Source organism: Massilia sp. BGA-UO-ETr-WB1, from assembly GCF_059567845.1.
Genome location: NZ_JCAQOT010000026.1, coordinates 206,028 through 225,269, shown reverse-complemented (window position 1 = coordinate 225,269; position 19,242 = coordinate 206,028). Strand labels below are relative to the sequence as shown.

Sequence of the window (19,242 nt, the reverse complement as noted above, 5' to 3'; positions counted from 1 at the left end):
CAAACGCATCCGCCACGGCTGGGCGGCGCTTTGGCCGGGGCCGGCACGTCCGGCGCCGGTAAGTGCTGCACGTTGAAGGTCTGCCGCTCCAGCCCAAGAGGTTCTTCATGGCCGTGGACAGGTCGCGCATGGTGCTGGCGTGGACCGGCCGCGATACCGCCTTCATCAGCTTGACACGGCGCTCGCCGGTTTAGCCCTCGGCTGTATCCAGCTCAATCAGGTTTTCCAGCTCGTCGCGCCGGCACTCCGCCGACAGTAGCTGCGCCGACAGCACGGCCACGACATTGCGCCCGGTGGCGATGTCGCGCCGATGTTCGCACAACACCGTGACCACCGTCAGCGCCGCCGCCTCGACTATCTCGCGCTTGGTACGCACACCATGCGCTTTCGCGTGAGCAGTGTGTACCTACTAGTCGCGGGCCTTCTGCTGCACCTTGGCCGTCAGGTCGCGCTGCCAGGCATTCACTGTGGCCCTCTTGCGTATCGCCCGCTCCGTCACTTCATGCAGTTCGGCGATGGCGCGCACTGATCGCCCCCGGCTCGGTACAGCTTGGATAACGCTGCTCGTGGAATGACAGCGCCCGTATGGCCGATGGCGTGCGGACATGAAAGCGCGTCGTGGCGGTGCGAAGCTGGTTGCGGCGAACCGCAGTCAGGTTTTAGCGCGGACTAGTGATGCGTCGATCATGTGTAAAATTCACACATCATCTGAATCAAGGAAGAATCATGTCCACCAGCTTCAATGTCGTGCTTTCCGACGACCTCAACCGTGATATCAATCTGGCGGTGGCCGCCACCGACAGTAGCACGAGCGAGCTGCTGCGAAAAGCATTGCAGCTGTACTTGGCCGCCCTGGAGGGCAAGGGCCGAGGCCTGAAACTTGGCCTGGTCGATCCGAAAACCGGATTGATGCAGACGGAGTTCATCGGTCTTTAGCCTTGGCTGGACCACACGGGCGTGCTGCGAGCCTCGGTAAGCTCAATCATGTTGGCTAGGCCGGGCCAGCGATGAATCGCTGAACGACGCGCAGCGCCGTGCCATCCTGACCGACGAACTACTGGCCCACTTGATCATGGGGGAAATCAGTTTTCGCCGCCTTGCCAACGAGTCCGTGGTGAGGTGCGCAACGGGCTGCGCACGCCTTCAGGCGTCAGTGTAGGGCTTCTCGTATGGCATCGTCGCGGCGCTGCTAGGCTTACTTACATGCTCACATGCTCACTTGCTTACATGAGCTGGAATCTCAGGGTTAGTTTCGCCGTGGCGCTCCCTTGTTTTGATGCCCGTTATGCTGGCGCGTGGCTTTGTTCCAGAAAGGCTGAATCTGCTGCCGCACTGGCTGCTGATCGCAAGATGACGTAGGCAGCCATGGCGTTGAATGCAGCGATACCGGCCGGCTTGAACCGCATGGCATGGAGTAGGGCGAAGCCCATTGTCAGTAGCCTCAAAGGCAAGCGGCTCAATTTTGAGCCGCTTGAATCCATCCTTACATCCCAGCTTGTCTGTTTCAGCAAGCGCCCGCATGCGTTGCCACCGTTACCGCCATTGCCGCCGCCTCGACAGTCATGCGCTCGGTACGCACGTCGTGCGTTCTCGCGTGCGCGCTGCGTACTTGGATGCGTACCAGTTCTCGCGTGCCTTTGCTGAACATCGCCGGTGGGTGCATGCGCCAAGTGCGGAAACTAAGGGGTGTCACCACCACAGATTGGCTGCAATCGTGTCCATTGCCTGCTGGCGCTTGGACGCATGCAATCGGGACGGTATCGTGGAGGTCATGAATCTGGCGGTATCCATTCGTTGTTGTTGCAGCGAGACGCGCCAGATTCTATTCTTACCCGCCGGGCAGTCAATCAGTGTGCACTGGCATTCAGGAGCGGCACCGAGTAGGAAAGACCTGCACCGGTCTATTGTCAGCGTGTTCGGTTTGTTCACGCTCGGGCAGGTTGTACTGACCGAGCTGGGTACTGTTTGACGTCGATTGCGCAGAACTGCTGCCCCCTACTGCAGGCTTTCGCCTTCATTGTGCTAACACAGGATAGAGAATGGTGCGTCCGTGACAGGCGCGCCATTCTCTAGCGCATGGTGCGCCCAGTACTTCGGTGTCAGCGTTCCGACGGGGAAGGCGCAGAACCGCCGCCTGCTTGTTGCAGTGACGCCGCCAGCTTTTCCGTGAACACGGCCGGCGCAACCAGGGCCGACATAACCCCGGCATCGAGCGGTTGCGTTGGCTGGTCCAGCGTATGCGCTATGAGCGTCTCCTCGTTCAAGCCGCGATGCTTTGCTGAGGCTTTGGGGCGCACGCTTGAGCAGTCCAAGCCAAAGCGCGTGGCAACCTCCTGGCGAAACGTCTTCTGCGCCAAGCTGAGGGCGGAGCGCTTGCCGAACAAGTAGCCGCCTAACCACTTGCCGTTGCGCAGGGGCAGCAGGAGAACGTGGCAGTGCGGTTTGGCTTGGTCGAAGTGGCACACGGCACTTATGACTGGAACGTCGTAATATGCACGCAGCCATGCCACGCAGGCTTGGAAGTAATCGACAGGATTCTCCACGCTGCCGGGTTCTAGCGAAAACACAACCTCGCTGCCCATGTTGGCGTTCTTACGTGCGATGGTGAGTGAAGCGGCGGCCATCAGGTGCAAAGCGAAGTTAGCAACCTCTAGTGCCGAGCGTGGACCCGCCAGGATGACGTTGTCCCGGCTACGCTCAGGGCGGATGGCGCCCGTGACGTGATCGCGGCCTGTGGACGGAATTTCGCGGAGGTTGTGCATGGCGCAGTTGCGGATGACCACCGCGTTTGCGGAGGCACGTGTCGTCTTTTTGCTGAGTGGTTTCATGCGCATGAACGGAAAGGATTTCTTCATCATGATGTTCCTTAAGAAAGCGCTATTCGCCAGCGTCCATCACTGGAGGTGTAGGCGTAACCCTGCCTCCATCGCTGGACATTGGGTATGGAAGAGCGCGTGCAGCAGTGGCCCGAAGGCAGGCTGAAGCACGCACCAGTGCTGCCAGTGCGACATTTCGCCGCGTAAGTTGTTAGCTCACGCGGAAAAGTGATGCGAAAGCAGCTTCGGCTGCGGCGTTAGCTGGGGCTTGTCGTGGAGTTGGACAGGCAGGCTTGTTGCCAGGCTACGATGGCCGTGGATGACCAAGCGATGGCGCGGGCGCCAACTTTCACGGGGGGCGGGAAGGTTTTGGCTTTGACTGCTGCGTAGATGGCGCTGCGGGATTTGCCGGTCATGGCGACCACGGCATCCAGGCGGAGAAATTGCACGTACTGCGTCATATCACGTCCTTTAGGTTGGACGCAGAGCCAGTGTTGGACACAATTGGTTTTTTTTATATGGCATGATGCTATATGGCGTCATGCCTTGACCCGTGCGTGCCACTGCGTTACGCTCCAAATTGTCTCTCACGACAAAGTTTGGATTGGCCTTGCGTCAATACGAACTGCTTCAAATAAACGCCCTGGTGCCGGCAAGCGCCGGGGCGTTTTCCTTTGTCTCACGGGTTCCCTGCGGTGCGATGTCCTGGCACGGCATTGAATGGCGTGAAACTGAAAACGATTCTATGGCAAAGCGCAAGAAAAAGAAACGCGCATCCACTTTTAGCACTTCTGCGACTAACGACAACACTTTTCTTTTCGGCTCGACACCTTGCACAGAATCGGAAGGGCCGCGAGAAGGTATCTGCGGAGACTGGGGCAGCAGGACGAGCAGTGGTTAGTACTGCTTGAGTAGCTATAGGAGTTTCAACTCCTGGGCTGCGCGGGCTTCCAGCGGTTCGATGGCCAAGGACATGGCGGCCATCGTGAATGAGTTGATGGCGTCTGCAGATGAGGGCTACAAGCGTCGCCTAGTGGATAGTGATCCGCGATGGTGCAAGATGTACCGCGTTTGTCCTGGCCGCTGTCCGCCGGTGGCCACAAGTGCTGCCTGCTGACTGCGAAGTCAAGGGGATGGCAGTTCTGGCCGCGACAACGGATCAGCGCTTGCCGGATATTTTGCCTCTGCGACGATTTTAGGTGACATACCGACAGCGGTTGTTGTCACCTGCTGTCGCGGGCAAGTTGCGGACGACGGACGCCTTGGCGGAGTCCAAGTTGGACAGCCTGAGCCATGGCCTCGATTATGCCCTGCGGAGCTGTTGCGTTGAGTGTCTTGCGGCTGCTTGGCCAGCAGGGAGGGCTGTCCTTTCTGTATCAACTGGCTGGCACCAAATGCGCTGGTCCGATTTGCTGACCTAACAGGACTCGGCAACGGTCAACTGGCAGCTGTCGTATAAATGGCGCGAAATGCGCCAACAGGCCTCAGCTGCCATTCGCTAAGACGTTTCGCCTGGATCGGGCCGCATTGGTGGCCTGCCCGTTTGCGCACGGTCTGCGGTGCGCGATGTAGCCAGCGTGCCACCGTCTCAGCGTCAACAAGCGATCGCATGTCCAGATCGATGGCGGCAATTACAGGCGGTGTCTGGCGTGGCGAAAGGGGGGCTGTCTGAACTGCGTGAGCAGTGGCCAGTGTACCTGCGAGGCAGTGCACGCGGGCATTCAGCGCCGCAATGGCCCCAGCGCGCAGGCTCCTTGGCTCGGCGGTCATCGCCTGCTATACATGCCGGCGCTGAGTTATGTTTGTTTGATGCTAGTTCATGGACTACCTGTACGTGCGTGGGCCAGGATACAGCGGCGCGCCCGCCTCGTCCTCCCCGCTCGTCAAATCAATTTCGCATAACCACGACTGCGCGTACTCCACTCGCTCTTTGTGCTGATTCATCGACCGCTCGAAGCCGGCAAGCGTAAACCGGCCGTGCCTGGCCCAGACCATGCACGGCTCGATCAGGGTCTCCTGAATCACCTGCGTCCCTGGCGCCATTAGCCTCGCCAGCTTTACCGGACGGTGCAGTCCTTGGTCATCGGTAGTAAGGATGAGAAGGTCCCCGGTGACAGGTTTCCCGCGCTGCCCAAGCGACAGGCTTGGCAACGTGATGCCTTGCATCCGCAGCTTCGTCATTTTGATCCGCATTTTGCACTCGATACTGTGTTTTTGTACAGTATATCAGGCGCAGCTTGATGGGCAACTATTCCTGACCACGGGACGATGCCCGGTCAACAACGGAAGCCAGGCGAAGGTGACGACTGCCCTCTAACGTCAGGTTGCTTGGCGCGCAGGATGGTATGGCCTCCCGTGAAGTCAGCCACCGGAACGAGGAAAGGCGCCCTGGTCATTCATGCGTAGTCCCAGCTTGTCCGATAAATCGCATGCCCTGGAATTCCGCTCGCACTTCGCACTCCGTGCGGCCATTCAAACGCGCTCTGGCGGCACGCTGGATCGCGCCCTTGTGCTTCGCCACGAATGTATCAGCAAACGCGCTACCGTGGCTCTGGGCCAGCGACATGCGTATTGCCGCGATGGCCGCTCGGCCGAACACGACGGTGACATCGAATTCTATGTGGCGCGCTTTGTTCATTGGCTCTCCTTCCTCTTTAGCAGGGTAGGGTGCCGGCCGGCCCAGCGTTAGCCCATCCAGCTTCGAGTATTTGACGGCCGCTTTGACGGTTCAAAGCCAGGCTGGTGACGGTTTTCAATGAGGAAGCTTGCTCCCTTCGTAGTTGCCTTGACCCGATCCGACCTCAACGTTTCCACCAATCCTCGCTTCATGAGTGAGTTCGCGGCGACTCGTGAGGCTGCCGCTTCAGGCAATCCGGGGTGCTCCGCTATCTCATAGAGGCTGGCCTGCAAATGCGGCTGCTCGCTCAGGTATTGCAGAACAAAAATCTCTGCCTCTGTGAGCTTACTGAACTTAACTGGCCAGACTCTAACCACGCTGGCGTATGCGGCCACGATCGTCCCTGGCGCCGACGATACCGCCCACCAAGCGCATTGGAAGCCTGAGAAGATCATCACGAGCCACACTAGCCATGCAGCGAATGCCGGCGGTGGAAGCACCAGGGTGAAGTGGGCAAGGGCCAGATATCCTGCCGTGGCCGCGAAAGCCGCTGCGCTCGACAGCCGGGAATTCAAAAAATGTTTGAACAGATCGGCCCAACCTGCTGCGGTCATATTGATCACCTTGAGGAAAAGTATTTCCACATTATAACGACGTGGTCGGCCAATGGCGTTATGTGGTTGGGGCGGTCTTGGGGCCGCCTGCACCCCCTATATGTCTTAAAGATTTGCCTTATTCCTGTCTTACCGTATATACGAAAAGGCGCGCGCCCAGCTGGATCTTCCGCTCCCTCTATAATCAGGTTGCGGTGCCATGTGGGTGCCGCGAGTCAGGGTAGCATCAGCCACTAAGCCAACTTCACTTTCTCTCTCGTAGGCGCCGTCACCCAGCACTCAGCGCCGGTGCATTGCTTTTAGCATCGCCTGCCGGCGACAGATGCCCGCACGCTTTGTCGCCGGGTCGCTCCGTCCCGCCATACAGCCTTTTGCCTTCCTTGTGCGCCTCTGCCGCTTCGAGCAGCTTGGCTGCCGTGCATATTGCCCAGCCTTGCCGGATGGTCGAGTGGCAGCCGCTTCATCTCCTGTCGCGCCTTGCGGTGGCGCAGGGCCAGCCTGCCTTTCGCCAGGGGCTATGCGTGCAGACACGCAGCGGCCATGGTGGAGCGGGAACGGGAAGTGAGGCGAACTATGGACAATCGAAAAGATGCGTGTACAGCGAAACGGATCGGCGAAGCGTTGACGTTGGCCAGTAGAGCAGGACTCAGCCCGGCAATGGCGCTATTGCAGGATGCCGGGGGCAACGAGGTGATACTTCGGGTGCTGACCGCATCAGCGTTTCGCCGAACGGAACGCGATCAGACGGTGGCGCTAGGAGAACTCTGGCAATCCAGCTATGGCTAGTCCCCACGACCGATTCATACGGCAGTGGGCGCACCAGCTAACCAGCAGTCCATCAGATGGCGCATGCCACTTCCCAGGCCGTGCAGCGCCCATGCCGGGTTGGCCAGAGTGCCGGTTGATTGCGACGCGACCACGCACCAGCAGTACTCAAAGACCAGCCAGTTGCATGAGGTCTTTCGCTGACAAGTTCAGCGCGTCAGCAATTCTGATCAGCGACAAAACCGCCACATTGTTGTCACCCCGCTCAACGCGGCCCAAGTAGCTGCGGTCAACGCCTGCAAGCAGTGCAAGGGATTCCTGGGACACGCCGCGTTCGAGACGGACCTGGCGAATGGCGTCACCAAGTGCGACAAGAGCAGGATGTTGGCGGTGTTGGGAGAGATTCGGCACCCGCCAATCATGCGTATATAATTCGTGCCTTTCGACGGTACATGTACCGCATTGACGTTGTTTTTTAGCTGATGGATGGGGTGTTGACGCAGTATGAGTACGCAGGCAACTAAGAGAGTCATCGTCTATGGATTAGCCTCATCCGTAGATGGTCAGATCCGGTACGTAGGCCAAACCACCAAACCAGTCGGCGACCGCCTGAAGGAGCATCTCACTTGGGCGAGAAGAGAGAGGGACAAGAGCCGTCGTACAGCGTGGATAAGGTCGGTGGTGAACGCGGGCCACGAAGTGTTGGTCTTGCCGCTCCAGGAGGATGCCGAATTGCATACCGTAGAGATGATGTGGATTAAGCATTTTTCCGATCTCGGCCACGACCTTGTCAACGGGTCAGCGGGTGGCGATGGCGGGATAGGCATTCCGAAATCGGAGGAGCATAAGGAAAAAATTCGCGCCGCCTTGAAGAATAGAAAAAGTCCTTGGACCAGCGAGCGCAATCGCGCCCAGAAAGGGAAGCCGGGCCACCCGATATCTGCGGAATCAAAACTCAAGATTTCACTGGCCAACAAGGGCAAACCGAAGGCCGGCCTGGCGGAGCGGAACAGTAATCGGGAATGGACGGAAGAGCAGCGTCAGCGAATTCGGGAAACGCGCAAGAACCGCAAGCTGTCGGATGACGATGTCCGTGAGATTAGGCGGCTACTTGCCCAGGGCATGACGCAGACAGCGGTGTCGAAAGAATTCGGTGTATCGAACGGCACCATCAGTGAGATTCATCGCGGCCGCACCCATTCGCTTGTCAAGTAGCATGCAAGGAATCGTCTAAATCGTCGCGTGGAACATTAGCGCCAGGTGCCGTAGCTCAGCTTGTCCTGATGGTGGCTGTGAAGCGTGAAAAATAGTCTGCAGCCTGCCAGAACCGGCGAAGCGCTATTCGGCTCGTGACGCAGCGGCGCCCTATGCCGCGAGCGTGATCGATGTGCCTGGCTGGCCTGGTAGGCTACGTGGGAGCGGAACTGCATCAATGGCTAGTTGGCGTCCACCACCGCCAACTGCTGCGCGCTACGTGAACAAGCTGTGGCGCTGCTCGAATGGCATGCCGAAACAGCATGACGAGATGTCAGCGCCGCTGTTTAGGCAACATTCGCTCGCCGCTGCTCGGCAGCCGTTTCGCGTAGCCAATTGAGCGCGCAAATCCGATACAGCTTGAGCAGCGTCCGATGCTGTTCGCGTTCTTCAACATTGTCCCACGTTCCGATTGCTGGGCAATACAAATCATCGTGCATCAGTTTGCCTTTGTGGAGCAGAGCGGAGCGTGTGCTGTAGATTTTTTTGAAGGTCTTCTTGTACTCCTCTAGAAGATCTTTGGGATTGCCGGCACCGTACTGGAGGCAGAACTCAAGGAATTTTTTTACAACCCTGTATCGTTCCTGGCCGCACTCCTTGCAGCGCTCCACCTCATGGCCACGGTGGTTGTAGTCTATCAGCGTCTCAAGCGCCGATACGGCTGACGCGAAGGACAGGCTGGAATAATGCTGCCACAGGTCCTTCGCTTGACGGAATAGCAGACAAGCTGAGAGAAATGTCTCCGAGGCTTCCGCGTCAAGTGCGCCGACATCTGCCAACAACTCGTTGATCAAGTCGGGCAGATCAAACTCATGGTCCGGCACAAGTCCCATACGTGCGTGATACTCGCGGGTGTCCGTGAGCGGAATGCCTTGGTAGTCGGGTTGCGAGAACGCTTGGATGCCGGGACCGATTTCGCGCAGGCTATAGGACTCCATGCCCCACTGCGGCAACGGGAATGGATTTTCTCGGCGATCGGTTGCCGGCCGAAACCATGATGATCGTTGCTTTGGGAATACCAGGCTGAAGGTGGTTAATGTTGTGAGCCACAGTAGCACGTGATTAATCCGGTCAACTCGACGCCGTTGATTGATCGAGTCGGGTTCGATGAAGCCCTGTTCGAGGTGTCTGCCCTGATCGGTGGCCATGTATTTCACTTCGATGATGAACGGGTAGGTTGCCTCGATATGGTTGGTCATCGGCGAGCCAGCAGGCGCCGGGTAGATCTGAAACTCATCGTCAAAACGATACAGTCCGGTAATCGGCGCGGAGGACAACGCTATCACTCGCCCGTACGCGGCGTATTCCATGATGTGATGTTTCCTAGGTAAATTTTACGGTGGCTCGGAACGCATGCGCATGTGGTGCGCAAGGTGCTCGACCCGGGCGGGGCGGGGCACACTGACCCGTGAGGAAGAGGCACCGTTAAGCGCGAATACTGACGGATTACACGGGTGTCGGCGCCCCACTCGTCTGCATGAAGGATCAGGGCGTCGCTTGTGCCTTGGTCAAGACATCGTCCCACCAGCGGAAAAGTATGATGCGGTCATCGAAATATTCACCACGGTCGTAGGCAAGTGCCGTTTCGCTGTCGCTGGCATGATCGGTGGCGACTTGAATCAGCTTGTTGGGCATGATCTTCTCCTCGCTGGCTCGTGTGGTCAATGAGCTGCGCCAGCCATGTGGGGTATGGACCGCGTTTAATTTGAGGGTCACGCGGTAGAATTTTTCCAGCGCCTCCCGCGTGATGGGCTGCTCAGCGTTGGTCGGGGAGGGGAACAGCAGGCCCTTGCCGCCGGTCGCCAACTTCCACTCGCGCAGCTCAGCGGCGATGGTGGGACCGAGCGGGATGCGATGATCTGGAAACCGCTTGTCTTTTTTCTTTAGGTTGGCGCGTGGAATGGTCCATATGGGCTGGTCGTCCTCCAGGTCGAACTCCTTCCATTCAGCGTTGACGATATTGCTGATGCGCATGACGCTGAAGGCAATCAAGCGGTGCGCCAAGTACACTTGGGGAGTCGTTCGTGCCAGCCGGGCGTGACGCAGGACCTGGCCCAGTTCGGCGCGCTTCAGCAGGGCGGGCATGCGCGTGCTATCGCGCTTGCGTTGCAAGACTTCCCTGACCGATGTCGCAGGGTTGCCCTTGCACAGGTCCTTGGCTTCGGCAAAGCGGAACACGCCGTTGACGTGTTGCAGGATGCGTGAAGCCGTCTCGTGAACGGAGCGGGCGGTGATCTTTTCCATTGTCATCGTGATCATGCCGGAGCTGATGCGTGAAATGGGGAGTTGGCCCAGCTCGGGGTAAATATCGCGCTCCAAAGCGCGGGCTGATTTTTTGAAGTGCACTTCACTCCATTCGCGGCGCTTCATCGCCAGCCACTGCTGCGCTACCGACGCGAAAGTGTCCACGTTGGCCGCTGCCGCCGCAGCGCGGTCCAGGCGACGTTCGACGACGGGATTCATGTGCGCACGGGTCTGTTCCCGCACCTTGGCCAGCTCGGTCCGGGCCTGCGCCAGAGAAATGTCCGGGTAGGGGCCGATGGTATAGGTCGTCTCTTTGCCACCCGTGCGGTATTTGAACCGCCACTTGGCGCTACCGGAAGCCATGCGTTGCAGGTACAGGCCCTGGCCATCCCACAGGCGCTTGCCGTCGCGTTCGCCTTCGATTCCGCTGGCGTCCTTGCCGCCGGCCAAGAAGGCCTTGACGCGGCGGTCCGTCAGCTTGTTTGTACCCCCAGCCATATCACGCTCCCCAGTTGAAGAAATGAAATGTACCCCCAGCCATACACCCATTGTAGCTGGATCTTCTTAAACATTGGGCAACTTTATGGGATTTCGCCGAAGGCGAGCGAGAATGAAAAACGCCGTCACTGGGACGGCGTTGGATGATGCTGAATAATTCAGTGGTGGAGACGGCGGGAATCGAACCCGCGTCCGCAAGCACTCTACAGACAGTTCTACATACTTAGCACTATCATTTAATTTAACCGGTACGGCACGGATGTGCACGTTACGTACCAGCGATTCACCTTAGATTTAGCGCTACTTCAAGTGACCCGTTATAGCGCGATTCCCTGTAAATGACTCCTCAGCTTTTAACGGCCCGCCCCAGGGAAGAAGCGTTGAGGAGCTAACAGCAATTAAGCTGCCAGTGCGTACGAGTTATCGTTTGCAGTTATTGATTTCTGGGTGTATTTACGAGGTAACCAGGCCTCGGTATGCCCTGTTCTGCTTTGCAACCCACGTCGAAGCCAGGTCGTCCCCACAGACTTACCATTGTACTCGATTCCACCCCAACGTGCACTTTGCTTGGCAACGGGCTTCATGGCGGCGCCGAACCGCCACATCGCGCGCTAAAATTGCGAACCTAGTAGGGGAAGGGGATGCCATGCCCGAGACACCTGACGAGTCAAAGAAGCAACGGCCGAGTATTCCGAATTGGCTGATGAATTGGATCATGGTGGCCGTGGCGCTGCAGCTTGTGTTCTTGATCTGGATGATCTGGCACTACGACCTTCGCCTTTGGGCCTGACGCGGCGCGCGCGGCCGCGCGGCGCATCACACCTTGCCCGGCACCCGGAACAGCGGCTCGCTGCCCTTGAAGGTCACTTCGAACAGGTGCCGGCTGGCTTCCTTCACGCGGTCCGAGTACAGGTTCTGGAACGCGTCCGGCGCTTCCAGCCCGAGGTCCACCTGCAGCCGCTGCAGCATGTGCGCCTGGTACAGATTGGCCACCCGCGCTTCCCGCGCCTGCACTTCGCGCGCACTGCGCATTTTCTCGTCGTCCTTCTCGAAGTACTTGATCAGTATGCACTCGAGCAAGTCCATCTGGTCCTTCAGCATCAGGTCGTGCAGCTCGTCGGAGGCGCCGTCGGTGGTCACCGGCGCGCCGGTGCTGAAGTCCATGCGCTGGATCAGCAGGAAGTTGTCGTTGTCCGGGCCGCTGTTGTCGCAGGCGCGGTTCACGCCGCTGATGCGGCCCTTGATCAGGCGCCCGGCCGGGTCGCGCGTCTGGCCCACGTAGTGCACCTTGCTCGGGTAGTCGTGCTTGGTGTTGAAGTTCTGCAGCAGGTCGTGGATCGAGTAGGTCTCTATCATCGAGCCCCAGTTGAGCGTGAGGAAACGCTCGAACACCTGCACCGTCGGCTTCTTTAAAGTGGCGTCCTCCGGCGTGTTGAGCTCGATGGTCAGCGCGTCGCGCTTCTGGTCGGCGCCCACCAGGATGGGGATGGTCAGCTTCAGGCCGAAAAAGCCCCAGCTGGTCGAGCGCGACGTGTCGAAACGCAGCTTGGGACGGCTCACCAGCATGTACATCAGCCGCTTTTCCATGGTCGCTTCCACCGCGAACTGCATGCGGCGCAGGTAGCGGCCCAGCGGGTCGCGGAAGTCGGGCACCGGCGGGAAATCCGTCAGCAGGTCGTACCAGTAGAACTTGGATTCGGACACCGTCACATCCCAGCTCTGCGGCGTATGGCTGCGCGCAGCGGCGTCGGCGATTAGTTCATCGCTAGTCATGTGCGTACTCCGGCTTTCATGTGTTTATGTCCCGTTTATCTTACTGGGAGAATTTCCGTACGGCAATGGTCGTGTGACAATCTATCAGGCTGCCAGCGCGTTTCCGGCGTGCGCAGCCAACACTGTTTGCACAAGTTGCAATAAAGATTGGGGTGTCGGCAGCAAGTGGTCGGCGTTCCAGCCGGCCGGCTCGGTGGCGCCGCAATAGCCCCAGGCGCAGGCCACGGTCGGCATGCCGGCGGCCCGGCCGGCCTGGATGTCGCGCAGGTCGTCGCCCGCGTACCAGCATGCTTCCGGCGGCAGGCCAAGGCGGCGCGCCGCTTCCAGCAGCGGCGCCGGGTGCGGCTTGGCGTGCGCGGTGGTGTCGCCGGAAATGACGCAGCCGGCGTGCGCCAGGCCGATCTGCGGCAGCAGCGGGTCGGTGAAGCGGGCCGGCTTGTTGGTGACGATGCCCCAGGCCACGCCGGCCGCTTCCAGTCCGGCCAGCAGCGCCGGCACGCCGTCGAACAGCGTGCTGTGCACGGCGATGGCGGCTTCGTAGTTGTCGAAGAAGCCGTTCTTGAGCTCGTCAAAGCCGGCGTCCTGCGGCGTCAGCCCGAAGGACGCGCCTATCATGCCGCGCGCGCCGGCCGAGGCGGTGGGGCGCAGCAGTTCGTAGGGCGTGGCGTCCAGGCCGCGCGCGCTGCGCAGCAGGTTGACGGCGGCGGCCAGGTCGGGCGCGGTATCGGCCAGCGTGCCGTCCAGATCGAACAGCACGGCGCGCGGGGCGGACAAGGTGGCAGGATGGCTCATGAAGGGGGCGTAGAGATGGCGGCCGCGGCCGCCGTTGGAAAAGAGGGGGGCTCAGCCGGTGCGGCTGGTGGCCACCATGTAGTTGACGCTGGTGTCGTCGTTCAGCGAGTAGATCTTGCTGAGCGGGTTGTAGCCCAGGCCTTTCAGGCCGTTCACCTGCAGCCCGGCGCTGCGCGCGTATTGCGACAGTTCGGCCGGCGTGATGAACTTGGCGTAGTCGTGCGTGCCGCGCGGCAGCATGCGCAGCACGTATTCGGCGCCGATCACGGCAAACAGGTAGGACTTGGGATTGCGGTTCAGCGTGGAGAAGAACACGTGGCCGCCCGGCTTCACCAGGGCGGCGGCGGCGCGCACGATGGCGGCCGGGTCGGGCACGTGCTCCAGCATTTCCATGCAGGTCACCACGTCGTACTGGCCGGCTTCCTGCGCGGCCATGTCTTCGGCGGCGATCAGCTTGTAGCGCACCTGCACGCCGCTTTCCAGGCTGTGCAGGTCGGCCACTTTCAGCGCTTTTTCGGACAGGTCGATGCCGGTCACCTTGGCGCCTTTGCGCGCCATCGATTCGGCCAGGATGCCGCCGCCGCAGCCGATGTCGATCACGTTCTTGCCCGCCAGCGGGGCGCGCGCGTTGATCCACTCCAGGCGCAGCGGGTTGATTTCGTGCAGGGGACGGAATTCGGACGTGGGATCCCACCAGCGGTGGGCCAGTTCGCTAAATTTTTGGATTTCTAAAGGGTCGGCATTCATATCCGCATGATAGCGGGATTTTGCCCGGCGCCAAAGCGTGCGCGCAACAAAATGCGCGCAAAAAAGCCGCCCGGCGCGAACCGGGCGGCTTGAGCGGTGTTGCTACCTATGAATTACTTGCCGCGGGTGCCCACGACTTCGATTTCCACGCGGCGGTTTTTGGCGCGGCCGGCGGCGGTCTTGTTATCGTCGACTGGCTGCTTCTCGCCTTTGCCTTCGGTGTACACGCGGTTCGCTTCCACGCCCTTGGATACCAGGTAGGCTTTCACGGCTTCCGAACGCTTGATCGACAGCTTCTGGTTGTATTCATCGGTGCCCACGGAGTCGGTGTGACCCACGGCGATGATGACTTCCAGGTTGATGGCGCCCAGTTTCGAGCTCAGGTCGTCCAGCTTGGCTTTGCCTTCAGGCTTCAGCACGGCTTTGTCGAAGTCGAAGAAGGCGTCGGCTGCGAAGCTGACTTTTTCCGAGGTTGGCGCCGGTGCCGGTGCCGGGGCTGGGGTCGCTGCCGGTGCTGGCGCTGGCGCCGGGGCTGGCGGTGGCGGCGGCGATACGCATTTGCCGTTTTCCAGTTTCTGTGGCTCTACGCAGATCGGCAGATCGCAGCCTGGCACGGCGTCAGCCGGGGTCCAGTAGCCGGTGCGCCAGCACAGGCCGAACGGATCACGCGCGATCACGCCGCGTGCATCCTGCACGTAGGCGCTCTTGGGCGTGGCTGCTTTGATGTCCTGGGTCACTGGCGCGAAAGGCGGGGTGGTTGGCTGCTGGGCCATGGCAGAACCAGCGATCACTGCCGACGCAGCAAAAATCGATGCAACATATTTATTCATATTTTTTCTTCCTTTCGGGGTGATATCCGCAGAAAAACTGCGCGACTGATGGTACGTGGGGCGCATCCTACCATACGCTCCTATGTCGCGCCGGTTCCCGATTGCGAAACAAGCAATTAACTTCTCGTCCATTTTGCCATAGGCATCGGAACGAAATACGAACCGCGCAAACTGAATCCGGGCCGCAATTGACCAAAATGTTGTTTTTGCGCAACGTCGGGCGAAATAATAACGTTTCATTATTTCCGCTGCGTGACATGGATCGGGTCCCGCGCCGGCCGCCTGTCATGGCCGCGGCGGCGGAATTGCGCAGCAGCCATGGCGCGCATGCTAAAATCGTACGCTTGTCTGCGGACAGCGGGTAATCACGGTCAGCGTGCGTAACAGATAAGTCAACCTCAGTAAAGAACAGACGAACCCACCCATGGATCAATTCGCAAAAGAAACAATCCCAATTTCCCTCGAAGAAGAGATGCGCAAGAGCTACCTCGATTACGCCATGAGCGTGATCGTGGGCCGTGCCTTGCCGGACGCGCGCGACGGCCTGAAGCCGGTACACCGCCGCGTCCTGTTCGGGATGCACGAACTGAACAATGTCTGGAACCGCCCCTACGTCAAATGCGCGCGCGTGGTCGGCGAAGTCATGGGTAAATACCACCCGCACGGCGACGCGTCGATCTACGACACGCTGGTGCGCATGGCGCAGGACTTCTCGCTGCGCTACATGCTGGTCGACGGCCAGGGCAACTTCGGTTCGGTCGACGGCGACAACGCCGCCGCGATGCGTTACACCGAGTGCCGCCTGGACAAGATCGCCGGCGAAATGCTGGCCGACATCGACAAGGACACGGTCGACTTCGCACCGAACTACGACGGCAAGGAAAAAGAGCCGACCGTCCTGCCGACCCGCATCCCCAACCTGCTGATCAACGGTTCGTCCGGTATCGCGGTGGGCATGGCGACCAACATTCCGCCGCACAACCTGACCGAAGTGATCAACGGCGCGCTGCACGTGCTGCGCAACCCGGATTGCTCGATCGACGAGCTGATCGAACTGATCCCGGCGCCGGACTTCCCGACCGCCGGCATCATCTACGGCGTGTCCGGCGTGCGCGACGGCTACCGCACCGGCCGCGGCCGCGTGGTGATGCGCGCCAAGACCCACTATGAAGAGTACGGCAAGGACGGCGGCCGCACCGCCATCATCGTCGACGAGCTGCCGTACCAGGTGAACAAGAAGTCGCTGCTGGAACGCATCGCCGAAAACGTGCGCGACAAGAAGCTGGAAGGCATTTCCGACATCCGCGACGAGTCCGACAAGTCGGGCATGCGCGTGGTCATCGAGCTGAAGCGCGGCGAAGTGCCGGAAGTGGTGCTGAACAATCTGTACAAGCAGACCCAGCTGCAAGACACCTTCGGCATGAACATGGTGGCGCTGGTCGACGGCCAGCCGAAGCTGCTGAATCTGAAAGAGATGCTGCAGTGCTTCCTGTCGCACCGCCGCGAAGTGGTCACGCGCCGCACCGTGTTCGAGCTGCGCAAGGCGCGCGAACGCGGCCACGTGCTGGAAGGCCTGGCCGTTGCGCTGGCCAACATCGACGATTTCATCGCCATCATCAAGGCTGCGCCGACGCCGCCGGTGGCGAAGACCGCCCTGATGGAGCGCGGCTGGGATTCGTCCATCGTGCGCGAAATGCTGGCCCGTACCGGCGACGAAGGCCAGGCCGGCATCGACGCCTTCCGCCCCGAGCACCTGCCGAAGCACTACGGCCTGCAGCCGGACGGCCTGTACAAGCTGTCCGACGACCAGGCGCAGGAAATTCTGCAAATGCGCCTGCAGCGCCTGACCGGCCTGGAACAGGACAAGATCGTCAACGAATACAAAGACGTGATGGCGCTGATCGCCGACCTGCTGGACATCCTGTCCAAGCCGTCCCGCGTGACCACCATCATCACCGACGAAATGACCGCCGCGCAGCTGGAATACGGCAGCAAGGACGAGCGCCGCTCCAGCATCGAGCACAACGCCACCGACCTGGGCACCGAAGACCTGATCACGCCGCAGGACATGGTGGTGACCCTGTCGCACCTGGGTTACATGAAGTCGCAGCCGATCTCCGAGTACCGCGCGCAGAAGCGCGGCGGGCGCGGCAAGCAGGCCATGGCCACCAAGGACGAGGACTGGATCGACCAGCTGTTCATCGCCAACACGCACGACTACATCCTGTGCTTCTCCAACCGCGGCCGCATGTACTGGCTGAAGGTGTGGGAAGTGCCGCAAGGCTCGCGCAATTCGCGCGGCAAGCCTATCGTGAACATGTTCCCGCTGCAGGACGACGAGAAGATCACCGTGGTGCTGCCGCTGTCGGGCGAAAACCGCACCTTCCCGGAAGACCACTACGTCTTCATGTCCACCAGCCTGGGCACCGTGAAGAAAACCCCGCTGAAGGACTTCAGCAACCCGCGCAAGGCCGGCATCATCGCCGTCGACCTGGACGAGGGCGATTTCCTGATCGGCGCCGCGCTGACCGACGGCCAGCACGACGTGATGCTGTTCTCCGACGCCGGCAAGGCGGTGCGTTTCGACGAGAACGATGTGCGTCCGATGGGCCGCACCGCGCGCGGCGTGCGCGGCATGAACCTGGAAGAGGGCCAGAACGTGATCGCGCTGCTGGTGGCCGAGAACGAGCAGCAGTCCGTGCTGACGGCCACCGAGAACGGCTTCGGCAAGCGTACCCCGATCACCGAGTACACCCGCCACGGCCGCGGCACCAAGGGCATGATCGCGATCCAGACCTCGGAGCGCAACGGCCGCGTGGTTGCGGCCACGCTGGTTGAGCCGACCGACGAGATCATGCTGATCACCACCGGCGGTGTGCTGATCCGCACCCGCGTGGCGGAGATCCGCGAGATGGGCCGCGCCACGCAAGGCGTGACCCTGATCGCGGTGGAAGACGGCACCAAGCTGTCCGGCCTGCAGCGCATCGTGGAAACGGATATCGACGAAGTGGAGCTGGAGCCGTCCGGCGGCGCAGCGGCCGCATCCGATGCCACGGATGCACCGGAGGCCCCGGACGCATCGGAATCCGCGCCTGAATAAGCTGGCGTAATTCGTATTGGGCGGGGCCGGGGTCGTGTGCGCGGAATAATGCGACAATGACACTGGCCCCGTTTTTCATTTAAAGGAACAAGTTGTGACGAACATCTACAATTTCTCAGCCGGTCCCGCCGTGCTGCCGAAAGAAGTGCTGGCCCAGGCCGCCGCTGAAATGCTGGACTGGAACGGCAGTGGAATGTCCGTCATGGAAATGAGCCACCGCGGCCCGGAGTTCATTTCGATCTACCGCGCCGCCGAGCGCGACCTGCGCGAGCTGCTGGCGGTGCCGGACAACTACAAGATCCTGTTCATGCAGGGCGGCGGCCTGTCGCAGAACGCCGTCATCCCGATGAACCTGGTGGGCGGCGCCGACAGCACCATCGATTTCGTGCAGACCGGCTCCTGGTCCAGCAAGTCCATCAAGGAAGCGGGGCGCTACGCCAAGGTCAACGTGGCCGCCAGCGCCAAGGACAACAACTACACCTTCGTGCCGCCGCAGTCCGAGTGGAAGCTCACGCCCGGCGCGGCCTATCTGCACCTGTGCACCAACGAGACCATCGACGGCGTGGAGATCGACTTCGTGCCGACCGCGCAAGGCGACACCACCTTGGTGGCGGACATGTCCTCGCACATCCTGTCGCGCCCCGTGGACGTATCGAAATACGGCCTGATTTTCGGCGGCGCGCAAAAGAACATCGGCCCGGCCGGCGTCACCGTGGTGATCGTGCGCGAAGACCTGATCGGCAAGGCTTTGCCGTTCTGTCCGTCCGCGTTCGACTTCAAGAACGTGGCCGACAACGAATCCATGTACAACACGCCGCCCACCTACGGCATCTACATCGCCGGCCTGGTGTTCCAGTGGCTCAAGCGCCAGGGCGGCGTGGCCGAGATGGAACGCCGCAACAAGGAAAAAGCGGCGCTGCTCTACGCCGCGCTGGATGCGGACGACTTCTACCAGAATCGCGTCCTGCCGCAATACCGTTCGCGCATGAACGTACCGTTCTACCTGCGCGACGAAAGCAAGAACGAAGCATTCCTGGCCGGCGCCAAAGCGCGCGGCCTGTTGCAGCTGAAGGGCCACAAGTCCGTCGGTGGTATGCGTGCATCCATTTATAACGCCATGCCTGTCGAGGGCGTGCAAGCCCTCGTCGATTACTTGAACGAATTCGCCGGCCGCTGAGCGCTGGCCGCTAAG

The 19,242-nt window shown here is 60.5% G+C and carries 18 protein-coding genes and 1 other RNA gene; 5 read left to right on the top strand and 14 right to left on the bottom strand.

Annotation, left to right across the window (positions count from 1 at the left end; genetic code table 11):
- Positions 1–62: 62 nt before the first annotated feature.
- Positions 63–194 carry a hypothetical protein gene (locus AC56DV_RS23390; protein ID WP_496316620.1) on the top strand — a complete coding sequence of 44 codons (132 nt, stop codon included), beginning with the start codon at positions 63–65 and terminating at the stop codon, positions 192–194.
- On the opposite strand, the gene AC56DV_RS23385 is transcribed toward AC56DV_RS23390, so the two are convergent.
- The gene (locus tag AC56DV_RS23385; protein ID WP_496316619.1) at positions 191–376 is read right to left on the bottom strand and encodes a hypothetical protein; all 186 of its coding nucleotides are present in this window, start codon (positions 374–376) and stop codon (positions 191–193) included. The genes AC56DV_RS23390 and AC56DV_RS23385 overlap by 4 nt on opposite strands.
- A 350-nt stretch (positions 377–726) precedes the next feature.
- Between AC56DV_RS23385 and AC56DV_RS23380 the strand changes: the two genes are divergently transcribed.
- Positions 727–936, top strand: a complete 210-nt coding sequence (locus tag AC56DV_RS23380; RefSeq protein ID WP_496316618.1) for a transcriptional regulator — start codon at positions 727–729, stop codon at positions 934–936.
- Between the two features lie 1,163 nt (positions 937–2,099).
- Here the strand turns inward: AC56DV_RS23380 and AC56DV_RS23375 are convergent.
- The 6 genes from AC56DV_RS23375 to AC56DV_RS23350 all read right to left on the bottom strand — a co-directional run bounded on the left by AC56DV_RS23375 (position 2,100) and on the right by AC56DV_RS23350 (position 7,223).
- The gene (locus AC56DV_RS23375) at positions 2,100–2,858 is read right to left on the bottom strand and encodes a plasmid recombination protein (protein ID WP_496316617.1); all 759 of its coding nucleotides are present in this window, start codon (positions 2,856–2,858) and stop codon (positions 2,100–2,102) included.
- Positions 2,859–3,073: 215 nt separating this feature from the next.
- Positions 3,074–3,277, bottom strand: coding sequence for a helix-turn-helix transcriptional regulator (locus AC56DV_RS23370; protein WP_496316616.1), 204 nt, complete (start codon positions 3,275–3,277; stop codon positions 3,074–3,076).
- 1,363 nt (positions 3,278–4,640) lie between these two features.
- Entirely contained in the window at positions 4,641–5,009 is a 369-nt protein-coding gene (locus tag AC56DV_RS23365) for a hypothetical protein (protein WP_496316615.1), read from the bottom strand.
- Positions 5,010–5,208: 199 nt separating this feature from the next.
- The gene (locus AC56DV_RS23360; protein ID WP_496316614.1) at positions 5,209–5,454 is read right to left on the bottom strand and encodes a hypothetical protein; all 246 of its coding nucleotides are present in this window, start codon (positions 5,452–5,454) and stop codon (positions 5,209–5,211) included.
- A gap of 47 nt (positions 5,455–5,501) precedes the next feature.
- The gene (locus AC56DV_RS23355; RefSeq protein WP_496316613.1) at positions 5,502–6,047 is read right to left on the bottom strand and encodes a hypothetical protein; all 546 of its coding nucleotides are present in this window, start codon (positions 6,045–6,047) and stop codon (positions 5,502–5,504) included.
- A 933-nt stretch (positions 6,048–6,980) separates the two neighbouring features.
- Positions 6,981–7,223: a helix-turn-helix domain-containing protein gene (locus tag AC56DV_RS23350; protein WP_496316612.1), complete on the bottom strand. Its 243-nt coding sequence runs from the start codon at positions 7,221–7,223 to the stop codon at positions 6,981–6,983.
- A 267-nt stretch (positions 7,224–7,490) separates the two neighbouring features.
- On the opposite strand from AC56DV_RS23350, the gene AC56DV_RS23345 reads away from it, so the two are divergent.
- On the top strand, positions 7,491–8,027 hold the full coding sequence (locus AC56DV_RS23345) for a helix-turn-helix domain-containing protein (protein WP_496316611.1): 537 nt from the start codon (positions 7,491–7,493) through the stop codon (positions 8,025–8,027).
- A 326-nt stretch (positions 8,028–8,353) separates the two neighbouring features.
- Here AC56DV_RS23345 and AC56DV_RS23340 read toward each other — a convergent pair whose 3' ends face one another.
- The 7 genes from AC56DV_RS23340 to ompA form a co-directional block, all read right to left on the bottom strand.
- Entirely contained in the window at positions 8,354–9,376 is a 1,023-nt protein-coding gene (locus AC56DV_RS23340) for a hypothetical protein (protein WP_496316610.1), read from the bottom strand.
- Between the two features lie 175 nt (positions 9,377–9,551).
- Positions 9,552–10,808: a tyrosine-type recombinase/integrase gene (locus tag AC56DV_RS23335; protein WP_496316609.1), complete on the bottom strand. Its 1,257-nt coding sequence runs from the start codon at positions 10,806–10,808 to the stop codon at positions 9,552–9,554.
- A 162-nt stretch (positions 10,809–10,970) separates the two neighbouring features.
- Positions 10,971–11,330: a transfer-messenger RNA gene (gene ssrA / locus AC56DV_RS23330) on the bottom strand.
- A gap of 294 nt (positions 11,331–11,624) precedes the next feature.
- Complete coding sequence (locus tag AC56DV_RS23325; RefSeq protein WP_496316608.1) at positions 11,625–12,581, bottom strand: hypothetical protein; 957 nt, start codon at positions 12,579–12,581, stop codon at positions 11,625–11,627.
- An 84-nt stretch (positions 12,582–12,665) separates the two neighbouring features.
- Entirely contained in the window at positions 12,666–13,373 is a 708-nt protein-coding gene (locus tag AC56DV_RS23320) for an HAD family hydrolase (protein ID WP_496316607.1), read from the bottom strand.
- A 51-nt stretch (positions 13,374–13,424) separates the two neighbouring features.
- On the bottom strand, positions 13,425–14,120 hold the full coding sequence (gene ubiG / locus AC56DV_RS23315; protein ID WP_496316606.1) for a bifunctional 2-polyprenyl-6-hydroxyphenol methylase/3-demethylubiquinol 3-O-methyltransferase UbiG: 696 nt from the start codon (positions 14,118–14,120) through the stop codon (positions 13,425–13,427).
- Positions 14,121–14,233: 113 nt separating this feature from the next.
- Positions 14,234–14,950: an outer membrane protein OmpA gene (gene ompA / locus AC56DV_RS23310; RefSeq protein WP_496316605.1), complete on the bottom strand. Its 717-nt coding sequence runs from the start codon at positions 14,948–14,950 to the stop codon at positions 14,234–14,236.
- A 424-nt stretch (positions 14,951–15,374) separates the two neighbouring features.
- Here ompA and gyrA point away from each other — a divergent pair, with 424 nt between their 5' ends.
- Positions 15,375–18,050, top strand: a complete 2,676-nt coding sequence (gene gyrA, locus AC56DV_RS23305; protein WP_496316604.1) for a DNA gyrase subunit A — start codon at positions 15,375–15,377, stop codon at positions 18,048–18,050.
- A gap of 94 nt (positions 18,051–18,144) precedes the next feature.
- Positions 18,145–19,227: a 3-phosphoserine/phosphohydroxythreonine transaminase gene (serC, locus tag AC56DV_RS23300; protein WP_496316603.1), complete on the top strand. Its 1,083-nt coding sequence runs from the start codon at positions 18,145–18,147 to the stop codon at positions 19,225–19,227.
- The last annotated feature ends 15 nt before the right edge of the window (positions 19,228–19,242 follow it).

Coding starts and splice junctions, on each gene's coding strand:
- ubiG (WP_496316606.1), bottom strand. CDS start 14,120: ATGAATGCCGACCCTTTAGAAATCCAAAAATTTAGCGAACTGGCCCAC.
- AC56DV_RS23325 (WP_496316608.1), bottom strand. CDS start 12,581: ATGACTAGCGATGAACTAATCGCCGACGCCGCTGCGCGCAGCCATACG.
- AC56DV_RS23320 (WP_496316607.1), bottom strand. CDS start 13,373: ATGAGCCATCCTGCCACCTTGTCCGCCCCGCGCGCCGTGCTGTTCGAT.
- ompA (WP_496316605.1), bottom strand. CDS start 14,950: ATGAATAAATATGTTGCATCGATTTTTGCTGCGTCGGCAGTGATCGCT.
- AC56DV_RS23380 (WP_496316618.1), top strand. CDS start 727: ATGTCCACCAGCTTCAATGTCGTGCTTTCCGACGACCTCAACCGTGAT.
- AC56DV_RS23360 (WP_496316614.1), bottom strand. CDS start 5,454: ATGAACAAAGCGCGCCACATAGAATTCGATGTCACCGTCGTGTTCGGC.
- AC56DV_RS23355 (WP_496316613.1), bottom strand. CDS start 6,047: ATGACCGCAGCAGGTTGGGCCGATCTGTTCAAACATTTTTTGAATTCC.
- AC56DV_RS23340 (WP_496316610.1), bottom strand. CDS start 9,376: ATGGAATACGCCGCGTACGGGCGAGTGATAGCGTTGTCCTCCGCGCCG.
- AC56DV_RS23370 (WP_496316616.1), bottom strand. CDS start 3,277: ATGACGCAGTACGTGCAATTTCTCCGCCTGGATGCCGTGGTCGCCATG.
- AC56DV_RS23335 (WP_496316609.1), bottom strand. CDS start 10,808: ATGGCTGGGGGTACAAACAAGCTGACGGACCGCCGCGTCAAGGCCTTC.
- gyrA (WP_496316604.1), top strand. CDS start 15,375: ATGGATCAATTCGCAAAAGAAACAATCCCAATTTCCCTCGAAGAAGAG.
- AC56DV_RS23365 (WP_496316615.1), bottom strand. CDS start 5,009: ATGCGGATCAAAATGACGAAGCTGCGGATGCAAGGCATCACGTTGCCA.
- AC56DV_RS23375 (WP_496316617.1), bottom strand. CDS start 2,858: ATGATGAAGAAATCCTTTCCGTTCATGCGCATGAAACCACTCAGCAAA.